At 65.5% G+C, this 20,371-nt stretch carries 17 protein-coding genes and 1 pseudogene; 3 read left to right on the top strand and 15 right to left on the bottom strand.

The features are described 5' to 3' along the window. Positions 1-404: 404 nt before the first annotated feature. From erm to ACSBQT_RS03105, 6 genes and pseudogenes are all read right to left on the bottom strand, one after another. Positions 405-1,136 (bottom strand): annotated as a pseudogene (gene erm / locus ACSBQT_RS03080) (23S ribosomal RNA methyltransferase Erm); the annotation flags it as partial. A gap of 538 nt (positions 1,137-1,674) precedes the next feature. Continuing rightward, complete coding sequence (locus ACSBQT_RS03085) at positions 1,675-3,177, bottom strand: inorganic phosphate transporter (RefSeq protein WP_435000821.1); 1,503 nt, start codon at positions 3,175-3,177, stop codon at positions 1,675-1,677. A gap of 379 nt (positions 3,178-3,556) precedes the next feature. Next, on the bottom strand, positions 3,557-4,153 hold the full coding sequence (locus tag ACSBQT_RS03090) for an HdeD family acid-resistance protein (protein WP_410709667.1): 597 nt from the start codon (positions 4,151-4,153) through the stop codon (positions 3,557-3,559). Between the two features lie 102 nt (positions 4,154-4,255). Beyond that, positions 4,256-5,302 (bottom strand): slipin family protein, encoded by a 1,047-nt coding sequence (locus tag ACSBQT_RS03095; RefSeq protein ID WP_435000822.1) that lies wholly within the window; start codon positions 5,300-5,302, stop codon positions 4,256-4,258. A gap of 96 nt (positions 5,303-5,398) precedes the next feature. Then, the gene (locus ACSBQT_RS03100) at positions 5,399-6,181 is read right to left on the bottom strand and encodes a glutamate racemase (RefSeq protein ID WP_435000823.1); all 783 of its coding nucleotides are present in this window, start codon (positions 6,179-6,181) and stop codon (positions 5,399-5,401) included. Then, positions 6,178-6,825 (bottom strand): HAD domain-containing protein, encoded by a 648-nt coding sequence (locus ACSBQT_RS03105; RefSeq protein ID WP_264800394.1) that lies wholly within the window; start codon positions 6,823-6,825, stop codon positions 6,178-6,180. Before ACSBQT_RS03105 ends, ACSBQT_RS03100 begins: the two co-directional genes overlap by 4 nt. Before the next feature lie 134 nt (positions 6,826-6,959). Here ACSBQT_RS03105 and ACSBQT_RS03110 point away from each other — a divergent pair, with 134 nt between their 5' ends. Further along, complete coding sequence (locus ACSBQT_RS03110; RefSeq protein ID WP_435000824.1) at positions 6,960-7,709, top strand: helix-turn-helix domain-containing protein; 750 nt, start codon at positions 6,960-6,962, stop codon at positions 7,707-7,709. 103 nt (positions 7,710-7,812) lie between these two features. Here the strand turns inward: ACSBQT_RS03110 and ACSBQT_RS03115 are convergent, their stop codons facing one another. Both ACSBQT_RS03115 and ACSBQT_RS03120 read right to left on the bottom strand, forming a co-directional pair. Further along, entirely contained in the window at positions 7,813-8,220 is a 408-nt protein-coding gene (locus tag ACSBQT_RS03115) for a VOC family protein (protein WP_435000825.1), read from the bottom strand. Positions 8,221-8,401: 181 nt separating this feature from the next. Then, entirely contained in the window at positions 8,402-8,797 is a 396-nt protein-coding gene (locus ACSBQT_RS03120; RefSeq protein ID WP_435000827.1) for an acyl-CoA thioesterase, read from the bottom strand. Positions 8,798-8,971: 174 nt separating this feature from the next. On the opposite strand from ACSBQT_RS03120, the gene ACSBQT_RS03125 reads away from it, so the two are divergent. Continuing rightward, positions 8,972-9,334, top strand: a complete 363-nt coding sequence (locus tag ACSBQT_RS03125) for a response regulator transcription factor (RefSeq protein ID WP_435000828.1) — start codon at positions 8,972-8,974, stop codon at positions 9,332-9,334. A 61-nt stretch (positions 9,335-9,395) separates the two neighbouring features. Here ACSBQT_RS03125 and ACSBQT_RS03130 read toward each other — a convergent pair whose 3' ends face one another. The 6 genes from ACSBQT_RS03130 to ACSBQT_RS03155 all read right to left on the bottom strand — a co-directional run bounded on the left by ACSBQT_RS03130 (position 9,396) and on the right by ACSBQT_RS03155 (position 18,506). After that, the gene (locus tag ACSBQT_RS03130; RefSeq protein WP_435000829.1) at positions 9,396-11,252 is read right to left on the bottom strand and encodes a glycosyltransferase; all 1,857 of its coding nucleotides are present in this window, start codon (positions 11,250-11,252) and stop codon (positions 9,396-9,398) included. Positions 11,253-11,274: 22 nt separating this feature from the next. Then, positions 11,275-13,041 carry an ATP-binding protein gene (locus tag ACSBQT_RS03135; protein WP_435000830.1) on the bottom strand — a complete coding sequence of 589 codons (1,767 nt, stop codon included), beginning with the start codon at positions 13,039-13,041 and terminating at the stop codon, positions 11,275-11,277. A gap of 113 nt (positions 13,042-13,154) precedes the next feature. Continuing rightward, positions 13,155-14,159: an electron transfer flavoprotein subunit alpha/FixB family protein gene (locus ACSBQT_RS03140; protein ID WP_435000831.1), complete on the bottom strand. Its 1,005-nt coding sequence runs from the start codon at positions 14,157-14,159 to the stop codon at positions 13,155-13,157. Then, positions 14,156-14,968: an electron transfer flavoprotein subunit beta/FixA family protein gene (locus ACSBQT_RS03145; RefSeq protein ID WP_435000833.1), complete on the bottom strand. Its 813-nt coding sequence runs from the start codon at positions 14,966-14,968 to the stop codon at positions 14,156-14,158. The genes ACSBQT_RS03140 and ACSBQT_RS03145 overlap by 4 nt, the downstream gene beginning before the upstream one ends. 2 nt (positions 14,969-14,970) lie before the next feature. Continuing rightward, positions 14,971-17,484, bottom strand: coding sequence for a GcvT family protein (locus tag ACSBQT_RS03150; RefSeq protein WP_435000834.1), 2,514 nt, complete (start codon positions 17,482-17,484; stop codon positions 14,971-14,973). Between the two features lie 245 nt (positions 17,485-17,729). Beyond that, the gene (locus tag ACSBQT_RS03155) at positions 17,730-18,506 is read right to left on the bottom strand and encodes an IclR family transcriptional regulator (RefSeq protein ID WP_435000835.1); all 777 of its coding nucleotides are present in this window, start codon (positions 18,504-18,506) and stop codon (positions 17,730-17,732) included. Between the two features lie 118 nt (positions 18,507-18,624). Between ACSBQT_RS03155 and ACSBQT_RS03160 the strand changes: the two genes are divergently transcribed. Beyond that, positions 18,625-19,374: an IclR family transcriptional regulator gene (locus ACSBQT_RS03160; RefSeq protein ID WP_062862726.1), complete on the top strand. Its 750-nt coding sequence runs from the start codon at positions 18,625-18,627 to the stop codon at positions 19,372-19,374. 126 nt (positions 19,375-19,500) lie between these two features. Here the strand turns inward: ACSBQT_RS03160 and ACSBQT_RS03165 are convergent, their stop codons facing one another. Next, positions 19,501-20,361, bottom strand: coding sequence for a methylenetetrahydrofolate reductase (locus tag ACSBQT_RS03165; RefSeq protein WP_435000837.1), 861 nt, complete (start codon positions 20,359-20,361; stop codon positions 19,501-19,503). Positions 20,362-20,371: the final 10 nt, after the last annotated feature.

A 20,371-nucleotide genomic window follows, 5' to 3' on the forward strand; every position in this document is an offset into this window, starting at 1 on the left:
GAGAAGTCGCCGGTGTCACGGCCCGTCGGTGCGTCGGCCTGGAGGCGCATGGGCCGGACAGTGCCCCGGTCCGACGGGAAACGTCGGACCGGGGCACTGGACTCTTACCTGCGTGGCAGGTTCCACCTCGGCTGGGGCTGCTGCGGTTTCTGATGCTGATTCATGAAACCACGTTCGGCCTGCAGATGACCCTTGTCATGGCTCTTCGCCTTCGGGTCGGTGCCCGGGATGGAGGCCTGCAGCTTCTCGGTCGTCGGTTTGGCGCCGACGATGGGCATCTCCCCGGTGATCAACGGTGTCTGAGGGGCCGCCTCGGTGATGGGGTTCTGTTTGGGTGCTTTGCTGTTTCGCATGGTCTTTCCCTTCTTCGCATTCGTCTGATCTGTTTCCGTGGCCAGTTCGGTGAACAGTCCGGTCCACTGGTCGGGGGTGAGGTCTTTGGGCAAGGTGTCTCCTCTGATGTCGTTGCGGTCCATGGTCGATTGCAGAGTGCGATGATCGGTGATGCTCATCTTCGAGAGGATTCCTTTCATTCCTCGCCCGCGACCGGTGAAGACCGAACGGACGAACTGTTGATAATCGGATCGAGCACCTTCTGGGATCGACCCGGTGGGACAGCGATCGATGGTGAGGATGCCGCCATCGACGCTGGGTTTCGGGGTGAACGCGTCGGCGGGGACGCGAGTGACGAGGCGGAAGTCGAACCATGGGGCCCACTGCGCGGTCATCATGGTCGATCCGCCGATTCCTGCGCGTTTGCGGGCCACTTCCCATTGGGTGAGCAGGATCGCCCGCTGCCAGCGCCCGGAACGCAGCAGTTTGCGGAGGATGGGAGTGGTGAGGTGGAACGGCAGATTGCCGACGATGACCGGCCGGTCGAGCCGGGTGGTCAGGATGTCGGCGTGCCGGACCTCGGCCCGCGGGTACGTGTCTTCAAGGTGATCCAACCTCGTTTCGTCGATCTCGACGAGTGTGAGCTTGCGACCGAGCCGGTAGAGCTCGGCAGTGACTGCCCCATCCCCGGGGCCGATCTCCATGATCGGTCCTGAGGTGGAACGAGCCAGGCTCGCAATCGTTGAGATGGTGGTGGGTGAGCACAGAAAGTTCTGGCCGAGTTCATGCCGCCCGCCGTGAATAGACCTTGGGGCCGAGCGCGAACGGGACTGACTGCGTGTCGAACGGTGTCGTGACGTGTGGGGTCGCAATGGGATGTGCTCCAAAAGGAAGATGGAGGCACCCGAGGCAGCGCAATGAAGGTGAGTCAGATCGATTCGTATAGACCTGGGCGATCATGATGATCGGAGTGGTCAGAGAATCAGAATGGGGTCAGCCGATTGCCGCTTCGCCCGGATGCCGATGGCTCTCCGGGAGGACAACGCGCTTGCAGAGCAGATCAGGGTGACCGTCGTCGGTCAGCCGATCGCAGAAGAATTCGTCTGGCGCGCTGTCAGGCGCTGCGGTGACGAATGTAGAAGCAAGGCGCAGTCATTGCGCTGCTGTTCAAGGTTCCCATGCCGAACAAGATAGCACAGGGGGCTTTGCCGAGACCAGGGGTCGGACGAAAATCGCCCCGCCGACTTCGTGTGGAAGTCGGCGGGGCGGAGGTGCGGATCCGTTCGAAGCGATGCCTCGAACGCAGACCGGCGAACGCTTGTGGGCGTTCGTGTCAGTGGGTCAGCCCATCATGGTGCGCAGGGCGATGACGCCGACCGAACCGATGGCCGCGGCGGCCGGAAGGGTGATGATCCATGCCAGTGCGATCGGCTTCATGAGCTTCCAGTTCGCCGAGCGGTTGACCAGGCCGACACCGATGATCGCGCCGATGAGGATGTGCGTCGACGACACAGGCAGACCACTCACCGAGGCGGCCATGACGATTCCAGCGGCAGCGAGCTCGGCGGCGAATCCGGAGGCCGGGTGGATTTCGGTGAGGTTCGTGCCGACGGTTGCGATGACCTTGCGGCCGATGAACCAGAGACCGACGATGAGGGCGATGCCGCAGGTGAGCATGGCTGCGAACGGCACAGTCGCCTCGCCGCTGATGCTGTTGGTGCGGAGCACATCGAGGACGGCGGCGAAGGGGCCGACGGCGTTGGCGATGTCGTTCGAACCATGGCTGAAGGCGAACGCGGAGGCGGTGAACACCTGCATCCAGGAGAACAGGATGTAGGTCGCGCGAGGTACCGTCTGCTTGCGCAGTGTCTTGGCGAAGACGAACACGGCCAGCCACACGGCCGCGCCGATCATCGCCATGATGAGCAGGCCGCCGACGGTGCTCACACTCATGTCGAGGTTCTTCAGACCCTTGAACAGCAGCATCGCGGTGATGATGACCGCACCGACGGCGGCGATGACGGGAACCCACCGCTGCAGGGCCGAATGCGTACCGATCGATCCTCCGTCGGTGGGGGCATCCTCGGTGGCGGCGTCGATCTGTGCGTCGACGGATCCCTCAGCAGCGGAGACCGGGGCGAGCATGTGCGGCTTCAGTGTGTGCGACAGCGTCTTGCCGAGTACGTACTTCTTGATCACGCCGTAGATGACGAAAGCCGCGAGTCCGCCGAGGGCGGGAGAGAGCACCCAGGAGATCGCGATCTGACCGACCTCGGACCACTGCACCATGGCGAGTCCGCCGCTGCCGGTGACGAAGCCGATCGTCAGAGACGCGCCGATGATGCCGCCGATGATGGCGTGCGTCGTCGACACCGGCCAACCCATCCGAGTCGCCACGAGAAGCCACACGGCAGCGCCGAGGAGGGCCGCCATCATGATGAACGCGAAGTCCATCGGATTGATCGCCACCCCGCTGAGGTCGACGATTCCGCTCTTGATCGTGTCGGTGACGTCACCGCCGGCGAGCAGTGCTCCGCTGACCTCGAAGACTGCGGCGATGAGCAGTGCCTGCTTCATCGTCAGGGTGCCGGCGCCGACGGAGGTTCCGAAAGCGTTGGCGACGTCGTTGCCGCCGATGTTGAAGGCCATGAAGGCACCGAAGATGACCGTGGTGATGAGCACCATGCGGGGTGCGTCCCGGCCCACGAAGTCGAAGGACCACAGGGTGAAGGCGATGAGGGTGATCGCCAGCAGTCCACCGAAGGCCAGATGCCAGAGGCGGTCGTTGCTGCGGCCGACGGCAGGCGGCGGAGTGTGGCGCTCCGGGGCCAGAACCTGGGTCATTCGTTCTCCTCGCGAGTTTCAGTCGATATGGCAGTGTCTGTCTGCCTCCATGATTCGCAGGTCGAATGACCGCCAGGTTACGGCGAAAGTGAATAGACGGTTAACTCCGATTCCGAGGCCCACGAAATGCTCATGCACAATCGGTAGGTTTTGCCGTGTGTTCACGCGATGTTCCAGGTCAGGTGCTATATCAGCGGGCTTTTGCGCAGCGGGCGCTTGGGTGTGCCGGAGATCGAAAGTCATGTTGTGACAATGACCACTTCGGTCCGACCTCGGTGCGAGAATCGGTGAGCAGCGGGTATGTGAAAGAGCCCGGATCCGCAATTATGCGGATCCGGGCTCTGCCAAAAAGGGGAAAAGCTCGCCGAGGCGGCCGGAGTCAGTCGATGATCTCCCCGCGGATGACATCGCCGCCGTCGTCGTCGGGACGGTTACGGTGAGGGTCGGATTTCATCTGCCTGTCGACCTTGCGCAGTCGACGGCCGAGAGCGATGAGGGCGATGCCGACGAGGATGATGAACCCGGCGAGGGTGAAGATCAGCGCGGTCACTCCGGCGCCCGGTGCGAAGAGGAAGAAACCGCCGAGGATGATGCCGAGGACGCCGATGACGGTGAGCGCCCACCAGGACCTGACACCCATCCGACGGATGAAGAAGGACATGGTGAGCGCGAGGAAGCTGAAGAAGATGATCGCGAATCCAGTCAGCACCGTGACCATGGACGCGAACAGCATCGGGGTGAAGAAGATGAGCGCACCGAGGAGGATGAGCAGGACCGCGCGGGTGACCATGCTGCCGGTGCGGCCTCCCTGCGGTGCGAAGACGAGGGAGGAGATGGCGATGACGGCGAGCCAGCAGGCGAAGATCCGCACCACCACCTCGGCGGAGGTGCCTGGCCACACCATCATCAGCGCACCCATCACGAGGGCGATGACGCCGTTGACGATGACTGTTCTTCCAGTGCGCTTGAGGTCCATGCGCACAGCCTAGTCCTCGGGCTTGGACAGACGCTGAAGACGGCGGGCGGCGCGAATGCGCGGGGCGAGTGCGCGGGCGGTCGTCGGCTGGGCAACGAAGGTTCAGGCGTGCCCGAAATGCTCTTCCTGGTCGGCAACGTCGGACCGTGCGGCCGCATCCGAGGTGGTCCGCTCCTGCTCGGGCATGTCCGAGGTGATGCGTTCCTGCTCGGGCATCAGCCCGGTGAGCTTGAGCGATTCGGACATGGCCTGGACGATGGCGTCGAGGTCGGCCGGGGCACTCGGCGTCGTGTCCGATTCGGACCGGTCCGCCGCCTCGGCGGGGGTGTCCGTGGTGGGTGTGACTCCTGCTTCCGTGGTCGACTGCGTTCCCGCCTCGGTGGTGGGAGGAGCTGTCGGGGTGTTGTTCTCGAGGAAGCGGAGCAGTTCGACAGGGAAGGGCAGGACCAGGGTCGAGTTCCGTTCGGAGGCCACCTCGACGATGGTCTGGAGGAGGCGAAGCTGCAGGGCGGACGGGGTGTGGGCCATGGCCTCGGAGGCCTGGGCGAGTTTGTTCGAGGCCTGCAGCTCACCGTCGGCGATGATGACGCGGGATCGACGTTCGCGTTCGGCTTCGGCCTGGCGCGACATCGAGCGTTTCATCGTCTCCGGCAGGGCCACGTCCTTGATCTCGACGCGGTCGATGTGGACGCCCCAGTCGACGGCGGGGCTGTCGATCATGATCGCCAGGCCCTGGTTGAGGCGTTCGCGGTTGGTGAGCAGATCGTCGAGTTCGCTCTGGCCGATGATCGAGCGCAGCGAGGTCTGCGCGACCTGGCCGACGGCGAGCTGATAGTCCTCGACATCGACGACGGCCTTGCGCGGGTCGACGACCTTGAAGTAGATGACGGCGTCGACGCGGACGGTGACATTGTCGCGGGTGATGCCCTCCTGCGCGGGGATCGGCATGGTCACGATCTGGAGGTTGACCTTCTCGAGTTTGTCGACGAAGGGGACGATCGCGGTCATTCCGGGCGGACGGGGCTCGGCGTTGACTCTGCCGAGGCGGTAGACCACCCCGCGCTCGTACTGCTTGACGATCTTCAGGCTGTTTCCCAGCGTGATTGCTCCGAGTGCGACAAGTGCGGCGAGGATACTGAGCGCCAACATGTCGAATCGCCTCCTTTGACGATTGACTGTCTGCTCCATTTTACGCCTGTGCGGCGCGGAAAGACCCGGCTCGGAGGGAACGCGGAGGAGACGGAGTCAGGCCTCGCGGGCGAGCAGCCGTTTGCCGGCGGGGTAGGCATCGAGGGCCTGGGGGAGGCTGACGCGTCGGCCGGACGCGAAGGTTGCGAGCACGCGACCGGCGCCCGGCTGATCCTCGCCGACTCCGGCGGGTTCGAGGCCGATGCGACGCAGGGTCTGCTTGGCCACTGGCATGGGGGAGTCGAAGACGGTCAGGGCTCCGGCTCGGGCGGCCATGATCCGGTCGGCGACGAGACCGTAGTGGGTGCAGCCGAGCACCACGGTCTCCGTTCCGGGTCCCATCTGGGTGAAGGCATCCTCGATGGCGGTGTCGATCTTGTTCAGGTCGGCGGCGTTGATGGCCTCGGCCAAACCGGGACAGGCGATCTTGGCCACGTGCAGGTCGGCGGCGAAGGAGTCGATGAGGTTCTGCTGATACTCGCTGCCCGTGGTCGCCGGAGTCGCCCAGATCGCGAAATCCTGGCCGGTGCCGGCGGCCATCTTCACCGCAGGCACGGTGCCGATGACGGGGATGGCCGGTTCGTAGCGGGCGCGGACGGCCTCGAGGGCCTGCACCGAGGCGGTGTTGCAGGCGATGACGATGGCGTCGGGTTCCCATTCGGCGAGCACCCCGGCCGAATGCAGGGCCCGCTGTTCGAGGGTGTCGGTGCTCAGGCTGCCGTACGGGGTGAAGTCCGGGTCCATGGCGAGGACGAGGTCAGCGTCGGGGGCGAGGTTGAACAGCGCGTCGGCGGTGCCGAGGAGTCCGAGTCCGGAATCGAGCAGGCCGATGCGCGTCATGAAGTCCCCTTCGGGTCGGATGTCGTCGATGCCTTGGTCTTTGGGCCGCCGGGCTTGGTGTCGATGGTCCTTGGAGCGTCGGTCTTGGGGTAGGCGAACTCCCGGATCTCCTTGAGATGGGCTTTCGTCAGGCCGTGGGCGAAGTCCGGGGCGATGAGCTTGAGGCGGTTGGGTGAGTAGTGCTTGAGGAAGTAATCGCGGGTGGCCGGCCAGGCCAGGTCATCGTCGATCCAGATCGCACGCCCGTGCTCGTGGGTGGCCAGCCAGTCCTCCATGGCACGGGCCTTCCACCACTGCTGCGGATCGTGAGCGAAGCGGTTGTGCGTCTCATCGGGCATTTCGATGACGTCGAAGGAGTTGCGCAGACCGAATTTCGGTTCGAGTTCGGACTTGCACCGCTGCGACCAGGTCGACAGCCACACGACATCGACCTCGTGGGTCTCGACGATGCGGTCGAAGAATTCGACGACGGACGGCCGGTAGTGGAGTTCGTAGTGCCACGCGTGCAGCTTCTTCCGCCCCTCGGCCATGCCGCGCAGTTTGGGCACCGGGTAGGAGTTGAGGACGCCGTCGACATCGAGGAAGACAGTGACATGGCGAGCCTGCCTGCGCGCCGACACCGGCGCCGAGGATGCTGCAGCCATCATTCCTTCCCATGAGCTCAGGCGTGCGGCCCTCGATTGGGGCCATTCGCGCGCTATTCTGGGGGCAGATCGCGCCGCCCGCACCAGGTGATCACAGACGAGTTTACCGCCGAGCGCGTCAGGAGGCCGAGTCCGTGTACCGCGAAACCCGGATCCCACGCCTGCGGGCGAGCCTGTGGGTCTCCGTTCCCGACAAGGCAGATTCCCTCGCCGAGGCGACCGATCCCGTCTGTCGGAACCCTGCCTTCGGGTCGGACGCCGCGCCTGCTCCAGCTCCCTCGCTCATCGCGCCCGACGGGTGCATGGACCTCATCGTCATCGATTCGCAGATACTCATCGCCGGCGCCGATTCCACGGCACGGATGTTCCACGGTTCGGCCGCACCGACGGTAGGCCTGCGCTTCGACTCGGGCGTGCTTCCGCAGCTGCTGACCACCTCGGCGGGGGAGCTGGCCGACCGGGTGACGCCCCTTGGCGCGGTGATCGGCGGCGGGCATGCCAGGGGTGGGGGAGTCGGTGAGGGCGGGGCCGCCTCGGTGACGGGAGCTGCCCGGGTGCTGCTCGACACAGCCGGCGGCTTGATGGACCGAGCCTTGCTGGATCCGCGTCCGATGTCCCTGGCTCGGGCCTTGGATGTGCGCTCAAGTTCGCCGGCCCAGACCGTCACCGAGGCGGCCGCGGAGTTCACGTATTCACCGCGGCAGCTGCGCCGACTGAGCGCGGAATGGTTCGGCTACGGACCCAAGCACCTGGCGAAGATCCTGCGCTGGCAGGCCGCACGAGACCTCATCGATGCGGGGCGGTCGCGGACAGCGGCAGCGGCCGAGGTCGGGTATGCCGACGCAGCTCACCTGCGTCGGGACGAGCGCTCGCTCATCGGGTGAGGGCGCACCCGGCGTTCGTCCCGTAAGTTCGTCCCCACCCAGAACTACCCGACGGCGACCCAGCAACCTCGCGCCAGGTTGCTGGGCCGCCGTCGGGTAGCAATTAGGAGTTGAGGGCGGCGAAGAGGTCGACCGTGTTGCCATCGGGGTCGGAGACCACAGCGTAGCGCTGTCCCCAGAACGCGTCCCAGGGTTCGTGGACGACTCCGGCCACGGGCTCGCTTCCACCGTCGCCGCGTCCGGTGAGCTCGGCAAAGGCCGAATCGACCGCCTCGGCGGTGGAGCAGTCGAAGGCCAAGGACATCTTGTGTCCGCCGGTCGGCCAGGTCCATTCGGGATCGATGCCGAGCATGACCGCCTCGGTGTCGAGGAGGATCCTCAGGGATCCGGAGGTGAACTCGGTGTGTGGGGCGTCCGGGCCGCCATCGGCGAGCTCAAGGCCGAGCGCGGAGTAGAAGGTGACGGCGGCGGGCATGTCTGCGGTGATGATGGAGATCGCGTCGAGTTTCATGACTTCAGACTATGCGGACGGGTGCGGTGCCGGCTTGAACGAATCGGCCATGATCGCACGGCCCTCGGGAGGATTTCGATGCCGTTGGGCGACCGATGGGCTCAGACTGGGTGGGCTGAACGGTCACGCCCGCAGCGGTTTCGCATGACTGTTTCTCCCACCTAAGTCAGCGGTTCAGTCCTCAGCCCTGCAGGTAGGGTTCGAAGACTGCGCGCAGCTCGGGCGTCAGCGGGGTGGGCTTCTGCGAGTCCCGGTCGATGTGGACGAGCACGCAGTCGTGGTCGAAGACCTGACGTCCCTCCTGGTCGCCGCGAGTGTTGACCGTGAACGAGGAGTTGCCGAGCTTCTTCACCGTCACCGTCATCTTCAGTTCGGGGCCGTACATGACGGGCAGGAGGTAGTCGATGGTCTGGCGGGCGACAAGCAGTCCGCCGCCGGTGATGTGTCCGGCCCGGATCTCGTGCATCCAGCGCACGCGGCATTCCTCGATGAGGGTGATCATCCGTGCGTTGTTGACGTGGCCGAGCAGGTCCTGATCTGACCAGCGCACTTCGGGTGAGAGTTCGAAAGTGGCCATGACTGCCTCCAGGAGCTGATTGGGAATGGTGACTTAACGAGCGTTCTACAGTTAACCAGGTGCTCGGTGGCAACGGAAATCTCACCTCTGCCGGTGCAGAGAAGACTAAGCTGTTGAGCGAACGCTGGAGTCCAGGTGCGGCAGTCTGAGCCGGACGTGAGGAAATGGTTCGGTATGGAAGCGAAGAACGCACTTGTCATCGAAGACGATGATGATATTCGCCGACTGCTTGAAGTCGTTCTGGAGCAGAGCGGATACGCCGTCGAATCGGTGGCGACGGGCAAGCTCGGACTCGAACTCTTCGACGGAGCCGAGCGCACACTCATCACCGTCGATCTCGGTCTGCCCGATATCGACGGGCTTGAACTTCTGCGGCAGATCCGACCTCACACCGTGGCGACGATCGCGGTGATCAGCGCTCGGGCGACGCAGCGTGACAGCGACGCCAGCCTCGAAGCCGGAGCCGACGCGTTCCTCACCAAACCGTTCAAACCACGCGAGATCCGCGAGTTCCTGCAGGCGATGGACGAGGAATGAGCCGACCGCACTGATCGTTCGGTTCAGTGACTGGCTGCCAGCGGGCAGCACCGACTGGATCTCAGTGCCGACTGCGGGTCGGCAGATCGAGGAAACGGGAACGGATCTCGACGAGCGTGTCGTCGCCGACGCGGGACAGACGCGGCAGGGCCGCACGGGCGGCATCGAACTCGCGGCTCTCGACCATCGTGGTGAAATCTTCGGCTGCGACCTGCAGTCGGTGGGCGCCGACCATCGTCGACGACACCCGGATGCTGGCGATCGCATCGCTGGTGGCCAGCACATCCCCGGCGGCCACGGCCTGCTGCAGATTCGCCAGGCGACGCGGCCAGATGAGGGCGAATCGAGAGACGATCTCCTGGGCGTATTCGTCTCTGCCTTCGAGCTCCTCGGCGAGTTCGGTGAGGCTGGCCTGGTCGAGCAGCGGCACGACCTGCAGCGCTGCCGGGGTGAAGGTCGAGGTGACGAGCACGTCGTCGGCGTTGCGCTTCGTCTTCGCCCACGAATTCCGGCCGGTGACCATGCGGGCGATCGCGCGGGGGTAGTAGAAGTAGGTGAAGTAGACGTAAACGAGGTACCCCAACCCCAGCAGCACTGAGGCGGTCCGACCGATGGGTTCGGGCCCCCACCGCCGGTAGAGCGGGCCCCACAGTGCATAGGGCAGAACGACGAAGACGAGCCCGGTGAGGACGATGATCCAGGTCGCGGCATCACTGACGAAGCCGAAGAATCCTTGGGCGATCGCGACGGCGGTGACGATCGGGATGAGCAGGAGGTTGAGCATCATCAGCCATGGTTGGCTCATGAAGTAGTGGATCTCGACGAACCCGGGAAACCTCAGGACGCGGCTCCTGCGCAGAGCAGGCAGATTCGATGCGCACTCCATGATTCCCTGCCCCCACCGCGTGCGTTGCGTGAGCAGCCTGCGGAAATAGGGCAGCGCCTCCTGGGACACATGGGCCTGCGGGAAATAGCCGTTGCGGAAGCCGCAGGTGAGGATATTGAGCCCGAGTTCGTAGTCCTCGCTGAGCTTGTTTCCCCACGGTTCTCCGTGGTCTTCGGTGAGTGCGTCGAGGACGGTGAGGCGAGTGAACTGTCCGTTGCCGCCCATGCCGACGGTGCCCGTGGTCACCCGCAGCTGCTGCATCGCCGAGTTCGAGGTGCGGAACTCGATGTCCTGCATCCGGATGAGGAACCGGCCGAGGAGGTTGAGGAACCAGTTGCGTCCGGGACGCGGCCGTTTGTCGCCGCGGTTCTTCATCCACACTTCGAGCTGCGCCGCGCCGAGGGTTTCGTCTCCGAAGCCGGCAGGGCCCGAGAGCACTGACAGGGCGTTGTCGGAGAGGAATCCGTCGGCGTCGAGGACTCCGATGACCGAGCGAGCACGGTCGGCGGGGTCTGCGCCGACGAATTCGGACACCGAGCGATAGGCCGCGTTGAGGGCCTTGCCCTTGCCTGTCCGTGCCTCGGGCAGGACCCGGGAGATGAGGTGGGTGCGGTCGTCGACGTCCATGATGTCGGTGACGATGGCGGCGGTGGCGTCCTCGCTGGCGTCGTCGATGACCCAGATGTGAGCATCGGGGAATGAGGTCCTCGCGGCCGAGACTGTCTCGGCGATGACGGATTCCTCATCGCGGCAGGGGATGAGGAAATGCCAGGTGAAGTCCGTGGAGTCGCCGGGGTCGACGGCTTTCTGCCGGACGTAGGAGATGATCAGCAGGCTGACATAGGCCAGAGAGAGCGAAGCCGTGATCGTGATGGTGATGAGCGCGATGTCGAACCACCAGTACTCACCGAGGCGCCCGAAGGATCCGGAGAAGCAGAAGATGTAGGCCGCGAGAACCCCGTAGACGAGGGAGAGCAGCACTGCGATCGGGCCGATCTGTCTCGTCGAGGACTGGCCGTCGTCTCTGGTCACGGTCGGGCTCCTTCGTTTCGGTTCACGGTCGAGTTCCTTTATCTCGGGAGGGGATGCGGACGCTGAAGGTGCTGCCGGCGCCCTCAGTCGAGGACACCGTGATCGTTCCCCCGTGTGCGTCGACGATGCCTTTGACCAGGGAGAGTCCCAATCCGACGCCCCGCTGGCTGGAGGCCCGGGCGGCGTCGCCGCGGAAGAACGCAGTGAAGAGCTGATCGACCTCGCGGGCAGGCATTCCTGCTCCGTCGTCGACAACGTCGAATCCGATGCCGAGCGCATCAGTGCGGGTTCGGACGGTGACGCGATGTCCGGGGCCGGAGTATTTGATGCCGTTGACCACGAGGTTCGTCAGCACCTGCGTGATGCGCTTCGAATCGGCCGAAATCGTCGGGGAACCCGAGGACTCGACGGCGAGTTCGACTTCCTGGTCGGCGGCCGTCGAGCGAAGCTGTTCGACGACGTCGTCGATGAGCGGGGCGAGTTCGAACTCGGTGATGTTCAGTTCGAAGCTGTTCGACGGTGTCTGCTGGGCGCTGAGAATGTCCTCGACCATGGCGAGCAGCTGATCGGAGTTCCGTTGTACGACAGCCAGATATGAGGAGATCGCCGAGGCGGCTGCGCGGGAGTCGTTCTCGAGTTCGTCGAGAGCGAGCTCCGTATACCCCATGATCGAGGTCAGCGGCGTCCGCAGTTCGTGCGAGACCGAGGCGAGGATGCGCTCGCGCGCTCGGATGAGTTGTTGAGTGGCTGTCACGTCCTGGGTGGTCACGATCATGTGCGGGGCGATGCTCGGGTGCCCCTGCCAACTCACCGAGGAGATCGACAGCGCTAGCTGATCACCGTCTTGCGGGCCGACCCAGATGAGTTCATCGGCGAACCGCTCTCCGCGGCGGGCACGGGCCACCGGCGACTCCCTCGGGTCGATCCGGGTGTGCCCATCGGCGCCGAACATGTCCCCGTCGGCGATGGCGGAATCGTCGATGACGGTGCCCGTGGCAGTGGGACTGCCGATGGTGGTGTCTGCGTCCCCGGAACCATTCGATGTGAACTGAGCGCCGGCCAAGCGCTTGACCGTCGCGTCGAGGTGGGAGGTGAATGCCGGGTTCTTGAACGCGGTGTCCCCATTCTCGTCGAAGACGACCACTCCGACGTCGACGCTGGCTCCGGTGCCACGCAGAAGCGCGCTCGTCCTCTGCAGATCGCTGGTCAGGCTCTGCTGCCTCTCGAGGGCCGCAGTCAGGCGCGCGTTCACCGAACTCAGACGCGTCTCGAGTCCGATGGTCAGCCCGGAGACGAGCACCACGGCCACCGGGAGGATGAGCGCCAGTACGATGCGGGCGGCGTCGACCGGGGCGTCTCCGCCGAACAGGCTCACCGGGGTGAGTGTGACGAGCACGGCCACGAGGGCGATGACGGCACCGCGGGTGCGGAAGCTCGTGACCAGCCAGACGACGGGGGTGAAGGCGAGGATCGACAGCCCCGCCCCGTCGGGATAGGTGCCCAACCGACACAGGCCCAGGGCGAGGAAGTCGAGGAGTGGGATCGCGAGATTCGGCACCCAGGACCGTGAGAACTTCTCCGAGTAGACGGCCCCGAGCGTGGCGATGATGAGCAGGACGGAACCCGATACGAGCCACTCGTGACCAACTGCTGAATCCGGTCGCAGGACGCTGAGCAGGGCTGCGCTCGCCCCGAGCAGGATCGCAAACGAAACCTGGTGGACGATCGTGAAGGCTTTGGTATCGCCGGCTATGAAGCCGAGGTAGGCGATGCGGGTAAGCCGGTTCACCGCCGATCCGCCGACCGTGTCGAACTCAAGTGGACAGAGCGCACGACAGCCGCCTTTCGCCGCTTCCTGGAGACCCCGATCTGCGGAGGTCTTTGAGGAAACTATAACTGCGCTCAGCCGCGACGGCGGACGATCTCCTCGTTGACGGCTCCGACCACCTCGTGGAGGTCGCCGATGATCGCATAGTCCGCCCGCTGGACCATCGTCGATTCTTCATCGGTGTTGATGGCCACGAGCGTCTTCGCCCCCTCGATTCCGGCCATGTGCTGGATTGCTCCCGAGATCCCGCAGGCGATGTAGACGTCGGGGGAGATGCGGCTGCCGGTCTGGCCGACCTGTTCGGTGTGTGGGCGCCAGCCGAGACCCGTGACCACACGAGAGACGCCCAGGGCCCCGCCGAGGTGGTCGACGAGTTCGAGGACTTCGGCGAATCCGTTCTCCGAACCGACCCCGCGACCGGCTCCGACCACGGCCTTGGCCGAGGTCAGTCCGGACGCATCATCGGCGGCCTCGACCTCGGTGCGCTGGACACGGGTGGCAAGGTCCGCCTCGGCGACGGTGAGGTCATAAGCGATGATCTCCGGGGTGATCGGGGTCGTCTCTTCGGGAGTGCAGGCGTGGCCGGCGATCGTGAGCACCTGCAGATCCCCGTCGAGGCGGAGGCGTTCGAAGGCAGTGCCGCCGTGGACCTGACGGAGCAGGCCCTCTGCGTCGGCGGCGATAACATTGGCAGCCATGCGGGCGCCGGTGCGGACCGCGGCATGAGCCATGAGCTCCATACCGCGCGGGGTGCCCGAGGCCAGCAGCGTGCCGGATTCCGTAGTGACGTCGACGATCGCCTGCGCCCAGGCCGCCGCCGAATACTCCGCGAGATCCGGATGCTCGAGATGGTGGATGACACCGACCCCGAGGCGCCCCAACGCGTCAACGGCGGCATCACTGAGCGGGCCGATCACCACCCCCTCCGTGCTACCTGACGGCGGCGCAGCAACCTCGCGCGAGGTTGCTGCGCCGCCGTCAGGTAGTAATTGGGGGTTTTTGCGGGCGAAGGTGATGGCTTCGGCGGAGGTGAGTGTGACCTCGCCTGCCGGATCGGTTTCGACGAAGACGATTGTCATGGCCGGATCACTCCGATCTCTTCGAGCACATCGACCAGGGCGGGAGCAGCTTCCGGTCCCTCGCCGAGGATGGTCACCGAACTCGCCTTCACCTCCGGAAGTTCGAGCAGAATCCGGGGACTGCCCGTGCCCGGGTCGGGGGCGTCGTATTCGACAACCTGCGCCTTCTTCGCCTTCATCCGCCCGGTGATCGAGGGGTAGCGCGGATCGACTCCGCCCTCGTGGACGGCGATGACGGCGGGCAGGTCGAGGGAGAAGATCTCCGTGCCCGCCGGTCCGATCCCGCGCGCCTCGATCCGCCCGGAGCCGCGCTCGCCGCCGGACCCGCCACCCCCATCTGCCCCACCGACACTGATCGTCTGGATATTCGTGAGCACCGGATACTCGAGGTCGTAGGCCAGGCGGATCCCGACCTGGAAATCGCCGGTATCGGCGGCATCATCACCGGTGAGGACGAGATCGAAGGTCTGCCCCGCCTCGGCGCGATCGCGGATGACATCACCGATGACCTGCGCAATATCCTCGGGGGCGAACACGGACGGGTCGGCCGCCTCGACGAGGATGCCGTCGTTCGCTCCCACCGCCACGGCCGCTCGCAGCTGCTCGACCGCCTCGGCGGGGCCGAGAGTGAGCGCCGTGACCGTCCCACCGGTCTGGGCCGCGGTCTGGATCGCGAGCTCGACGGCGCACTCCTCGTGCGAGGACATGGTGTGGCCGAGCCCGGATTCGTCGATCCCGCTGCCGGTGGCATCAAGGGCGACGGAACCGGCGATATCGGGGACGCGTTTGATGCAGACGAGGATGTTCACGGCTACCTCCGGATGCACTCGTTGTCGGGGTCGAACAGCGGCGTCGAATCGACCGACGCCACCGTCACGGGATAGAACTCCTCCATGTACACGACCTGCAGACGGTTGCCCAGCACCGCCTCGGCGGGTGGGAGGAACGCCATGAGCACGTGCTTGCCCAGGCTGGGGGCCGACCCCGCCGAGGTGACATAGGAGTGGCGACCGTGCCCGTCGACCAGAGGATCGCCGTCCGCGGAGACGATGGGTTCCCCGCCGAGCATGTACCGTCTCTCCCCGCTGGAGCTCGTATGGTCGTCGACGGTGAGCGAGCACAGCACCGTCTTCGGCTCCTCCTCGCGGTGGCGCAGATGAGCGGCCTTGCCGACGAAGTCCTGGGACTTCACCTTCGGGCGGGCCATCCCGACCTCGACGACGCTGCGTTCGGAATCGAGCTCGGCGCCGAATGCACGGTAGCCCTTCTCGATCCGACCGGTGGTGCCGTAGACGCCGAGTCCGACAGGGAGCAGTCCGTGCTCGTCGCCGGCGTCCATGAGCGCGTCCCAGAGCTTCAGCCCCGATTCCATCGGTGCGTAGAGCTCCCAACCGAGGTCGCCGACATAGGAGATGCGGGATGCGAGCACCTCGAGCGAGCCGATCTCAATCGTCCGGGCGGTGCCGAACTTGAACCCCTCATGTGAGACATCGGCACTGGTGAGACCGCCGAGGATGTCGCGGGCTCGCGGTCCCCACAACCCGATCGTCGTCCACGAACTCGTGAGATCGGCGATCTGCGCCCCCGTATCGGGCAGTCGGTCGGCGAACCATTTCAGATCGACCATTCCGTGAGCGGCACCCGTGACGACGCGGAACCGGTCGTGTGCCAGTCGCATGATCGTCAGGTCGGAACGGAAGCCGCCGTTCTCATCGAGGATCGGGGTGTAGACGACCCGACCGATGGCGACATCCATCTGAGCCAGGGCGATGTGCTGGACGGCGTCGAGGGCGGCCGGGCCGAAGACGTCGAAGATGACGAAGCTCGAGAGGTCGACGAGCCCGGCGCGCCGCCGCATCGCCAGATGCTCGGCGTTGATGATCGGCGACCACCAGCGGGAATCCCATTCGGCGCTGCGGTCCATGACTGCGTCACCGAACTCCTCGAGCAGACCGGCATTCGACTGATACCACTGCGGCCGCTCCCACCCGCCGGCTTCGAAGAACACGGCCCCGAGATCTGCCTCGCGCTGCCACATCGGGGAGCGGCGGACGTCACGGTCGGAACTCCACTGCTCGCCGGGATGGACGATCCCATAGGTCTTGTTGAACGCCTCAGACGTGCGAGCTCTGACATGGGCACAGGTGCGCTGATGAGAGTGGAAGCGAGCGATGTCGGCACCCTGCACGTCGATCTCCGGCAACCCGTTCGTCATCCACTCGGCCACCGCCCGTCCGACTCCCGGACCTTCCTTCACCCACACTGCAGCCGCCGACCACAGGCCCTTCACCTGGGGCGATTCGCCGAGGATGGGCGCCCCGTCCGGAGTCAGTGAGAGCAGGCCGTTGATGGCATAGCGGATCTCGACGTCCGGATTCGACAGCACCTCGGGCATGAGTTCGACGGCCTGTTCGAGCTGCGGATCGAAGTCCTCATCAGTGAACGGCATCTCCGTGGGGGAGAGCTTCGCCGCCTCGATCGGGGGGATCTCATCGGGGTCGTGGAGGATCGGCCGGTGGGCGTAGGAGCCGATCTCCATGTCCGAACCGTGCTGACGTTCGTAGCAGAAGGTGTCCATGTCCCGCACGATCGGAAACGAGATCTCGCCGGGACGTTCGGCCAGCTGCGGGACGGGCCCGACGCTGATCATCTGGTGGACCGCCGGAGTCAGCGGGATCGCGGCCCCGGCCATGGCGGAGATGCGCGGGGACCAGACACCGCAGGCGATGAGGATGCGGTTCGTTGCGATCTCGCCCTTCGTCGTGTGCACGGCCGCGATCTGCCCGTCCTCGACATCGATGCCGGTCACCTCGGTGTTGGGTGAGACCGTGAGCGCACCTTTCGCTTCCGCGGATTCGCGCATCATCGTGCCCGCCCGGACCGAATCGACGACCCCGACGGTCGGAGTCCAGAACGCGCCGAGGATGACCCCGGGATCGAGGAACGGCACCTTCTCGGCGACCTCGGCAGGGGTGACGAGGGAGGATTCAATGCCCCACGCGCGCGCCGAAGCCATGCGCCGCCGCAGCTCCTCCATGCGCTCTTCGGTGCGGGCGACCTCGAAGCCGCCGGATTCGGTGAAGACGCCGAGTTCCTTGTACTGGCGCATGCTGTCGAGGGTGAGGTCGGTGATCTCACGCGAGTGATCGACGGGGAAGATGAAGTTCGAGGCGTGCCCGGTCGAACCGCCCGGGTTCGGCAGCGGACCCTTGTCGACCTGGACGATATCGGTCCAGCCGAGCTCGGCGAGGTGATGGACGAGACTGTTGCCGACGATGCCGGCTCCGACAACGACGACGCTGGCCTGGGCGGGGACGGAAGCCATGAGCAGGCTCCTCTCTGACGGCATCTTCGCCTTCACCGGCATCGTTGCGAATTATGCAACGATGCGCGCTATGTGGAACTGCGTACGATGATCGTCCTCCGCCGAGGCGGGAGTGTCAAGAGGTTGGGCCGTGACCGATACGAGGCAGAGCTGAGCAGTGAAACTGCCGTCAGTGCGTCAGTGCGTCAGTGCGTCAGTGTCGATTTCGGCGGTTCCGATTTCGTGGGGTGCCGGCTTGGCGCGGTTCAGTGTTCGCGCCATCCGAGGCGAGCCGAGATGTCGGCGGCGGCCTGAGTGAGCAGGTCTCTCGCCGAGGCGACCTTGTCCTCGGTGAAGCGGAAGCTCGGTCCCGAGGCCGAGATCGACGCGATGACGTCCCCGTGGGCATTGCGCACGGGAGCGGACACTGCGGTCAGCCCGACCTCGAGCTCATCGACGACGAGCGAGAATCCGGTGGTGGCCACCTCGGCGATCTGGGTGAGCAGCTGCGCAACCGAGATCACGGTGTGCGGAGTGTAGCGGGTCAGCTTCGCGCCCAGGGTCTCGCGGATGCCTGCCTCGCTCAGGCCCGAGAGCAGGACCTTGCCGTTGGAAGTCGCGTGCAGCGGAATGCGCTGACCGACCCAGTTGTGGCTCTGCACCGAGGCTGTCGACGAGGCCTGATCGAGGTAGAGCGCGGCACCGTCGGAGAGGACGGCGACGTTGATCGTCTCGGCGGTCGCCTCGGCGAGCATCTTGGTGATCGGGCGGGCCTCCTGGACGATGTCGAGGCGCGCGGTCGTCGCTCCGGCGAGGCGGAGGATGGACAGGCCCAGGCGATATCTGCCTCGGTGGTGGTCCTGTTCGACGAGTCCGCGGGCTTCGAGTGTGGAGACGATGCGTGAAGCCGTCGACTTGTGCACGCCGAGTTCACCGGCGATCTCGGTGATCCCGGCGAGCCCGGTGCGGGCGATGATCTCGAGGATCGTCACGGCTCGATCCACGGATTGGACGCCGCCTGAGCCCGCATCTTTGTTGCTCATTTCGAAACTGTAACTCACGACGCGCAACCCGGCCAGAGTCTGAGGGCGTGGGGTAGGGTGAGTGCGGTCGGTGGGCCTCGATTCCGCCGACCCCCTTTCCCCGACGGAGCTGAGCACGATGAGCAATGGGACCCAGTCGATCGACCGGGCGGCAGAGATTCTGTCGTTGGTCGTGAGGTCCGACGACCCGATCTCCTACACCGAGGTGGTCGAAGAGACCGCATTGGCTCGGTCGACGGTCTCGCGCCTGCTCTCCGCCCTCGAACGCAACGGTCTGGTCGAACGCGACGGTGACGGCCTCTACCGCGGCGGATCGCTGTTCGCGACCTATGCTTCCCGCTTCGACCGGGTGGAGAACCTCGTCGCTGCGGCCGATCCGACTCTGCAGCGCCTCAGCGAGGAGACCGGTGAGACCGTCAACCTCGCCATGCCCGGGCCCAAAGGAGTCGTCCAGGTCGCCCAGGTCGATTCGACATTCGTCCTCGGCGCCACGAACTGGGCCGATGTCGAGGTGCCGCCGCACTGCTCGGCTCTGGGCAAGGTCATGTTCGCCTACGACGTCATCCCGTTGCCGACCGGCAGGCTGGAGCGTCGCACCGTGAAGACCTTGGGCTCACGCAAGGAACTCACCGACGACCTCGATGTGGTGCGCGAGCGCGGATTCGCCATCGTCCACGAGGAGTTCGAGATCGGACTCGATGCCTTGGCTGCACCGGTGTTCGGCATCGACGGAGACGTCGTCGCAGCCGTGGGAATCTCCGGACCGACGATGCGCATCGCCGAACACCACGATCGCCTCGGTGCACTGCTCGTCGACGAGGCGGGACTGCTCTCGCGCAGTCTCAAACGCAAGGTCACCCACCGGTAGGCGAGCCGAAAATAGGTCACCAACGGATACTCTTCGGCGTTGAAAGTATCCGATTGCGACCTATATTTGTGTGGCCGTGTCCGATGGTGACCTGAACTCTGCGAGGCGAAGGCGATTCGGGCCCGCTCACGTCAGATTTGAGACCTCTTCGGCGCCGCCGAGGGCCGCGAGCTGCTTGCGGCGCCAGACCTCGGTGTCCTTGATCTGATTGAACGTATAGATGTGCAGACCGGCGACGCCCATGTCCGGGTCGTCGAGGACCGGGCCGAGCTTGTCGAGGAACTTCCGCGGGTTGTATCCGCCGGGCTTGGCCATCCGCGTGAAGGTCGCCGTGTTCTTCCGCAGGAACCGCGTGGACTCACCCACCCCGATCTTCGTCGCGACTCGGGCGAGTTTGGCCAACTCCACCTTCCCGGCGATGCCGAGGACCAGCGGCAGCTCGATGCCGCGCGATCGCACCCTGGCCACCCACGAGGCGACGAGTGCCGGGTCGAAGCACAGATTCGACACCAGGTGCGTGGCGTAGTCGCGTTTGTCCCACATGGCCTGGATCGTCACATCGTCGGGGATGATCGGATGCGATTCCGGATAGGCGCTGACGCCGATGTGCTGGAACGGTGCGGCCATGGAAGAGAGATCGACGAGGAGGTCGTGAGCACCGACGTACCCGCCGGCCGGGGGAGTGGCGTCCCCCGCGGGGACGAAGATCCGGTCCACAGCCGCCTCGGCGAGGCGATCGACGATCTCCGTGAGCTCGGGTCTGCCGTGGATCATCCGTGCGGCCAGGTGGGGCACGGCGCGGAAGCCCAGGGCCTGGAGCTGTTCGGCCGTGGACAGCGTCGCCTCGAGGGTCAGCCCCGTCGACGCGGTCACCGTGATCTCGCGGCCCGGTGCCACGTACTCCTCGATGCGTTCGACGATCCCGGCCGTGGGCAGAACCTCGTAGCGGGCGGTGCTCAGCAGCCTGCGCAACGTTGACTGTGACATCCTCGTCTCC

Origin of the sequence: Brevibacterium sp. H602 (assembly GCF_051172395.1) — a bacterium.
Classification (GTDB): Bacteria; Actinomycetota; Actinomycetes; order Actinomycetales; family Brevibacteriaceae; genus Brevibacterium.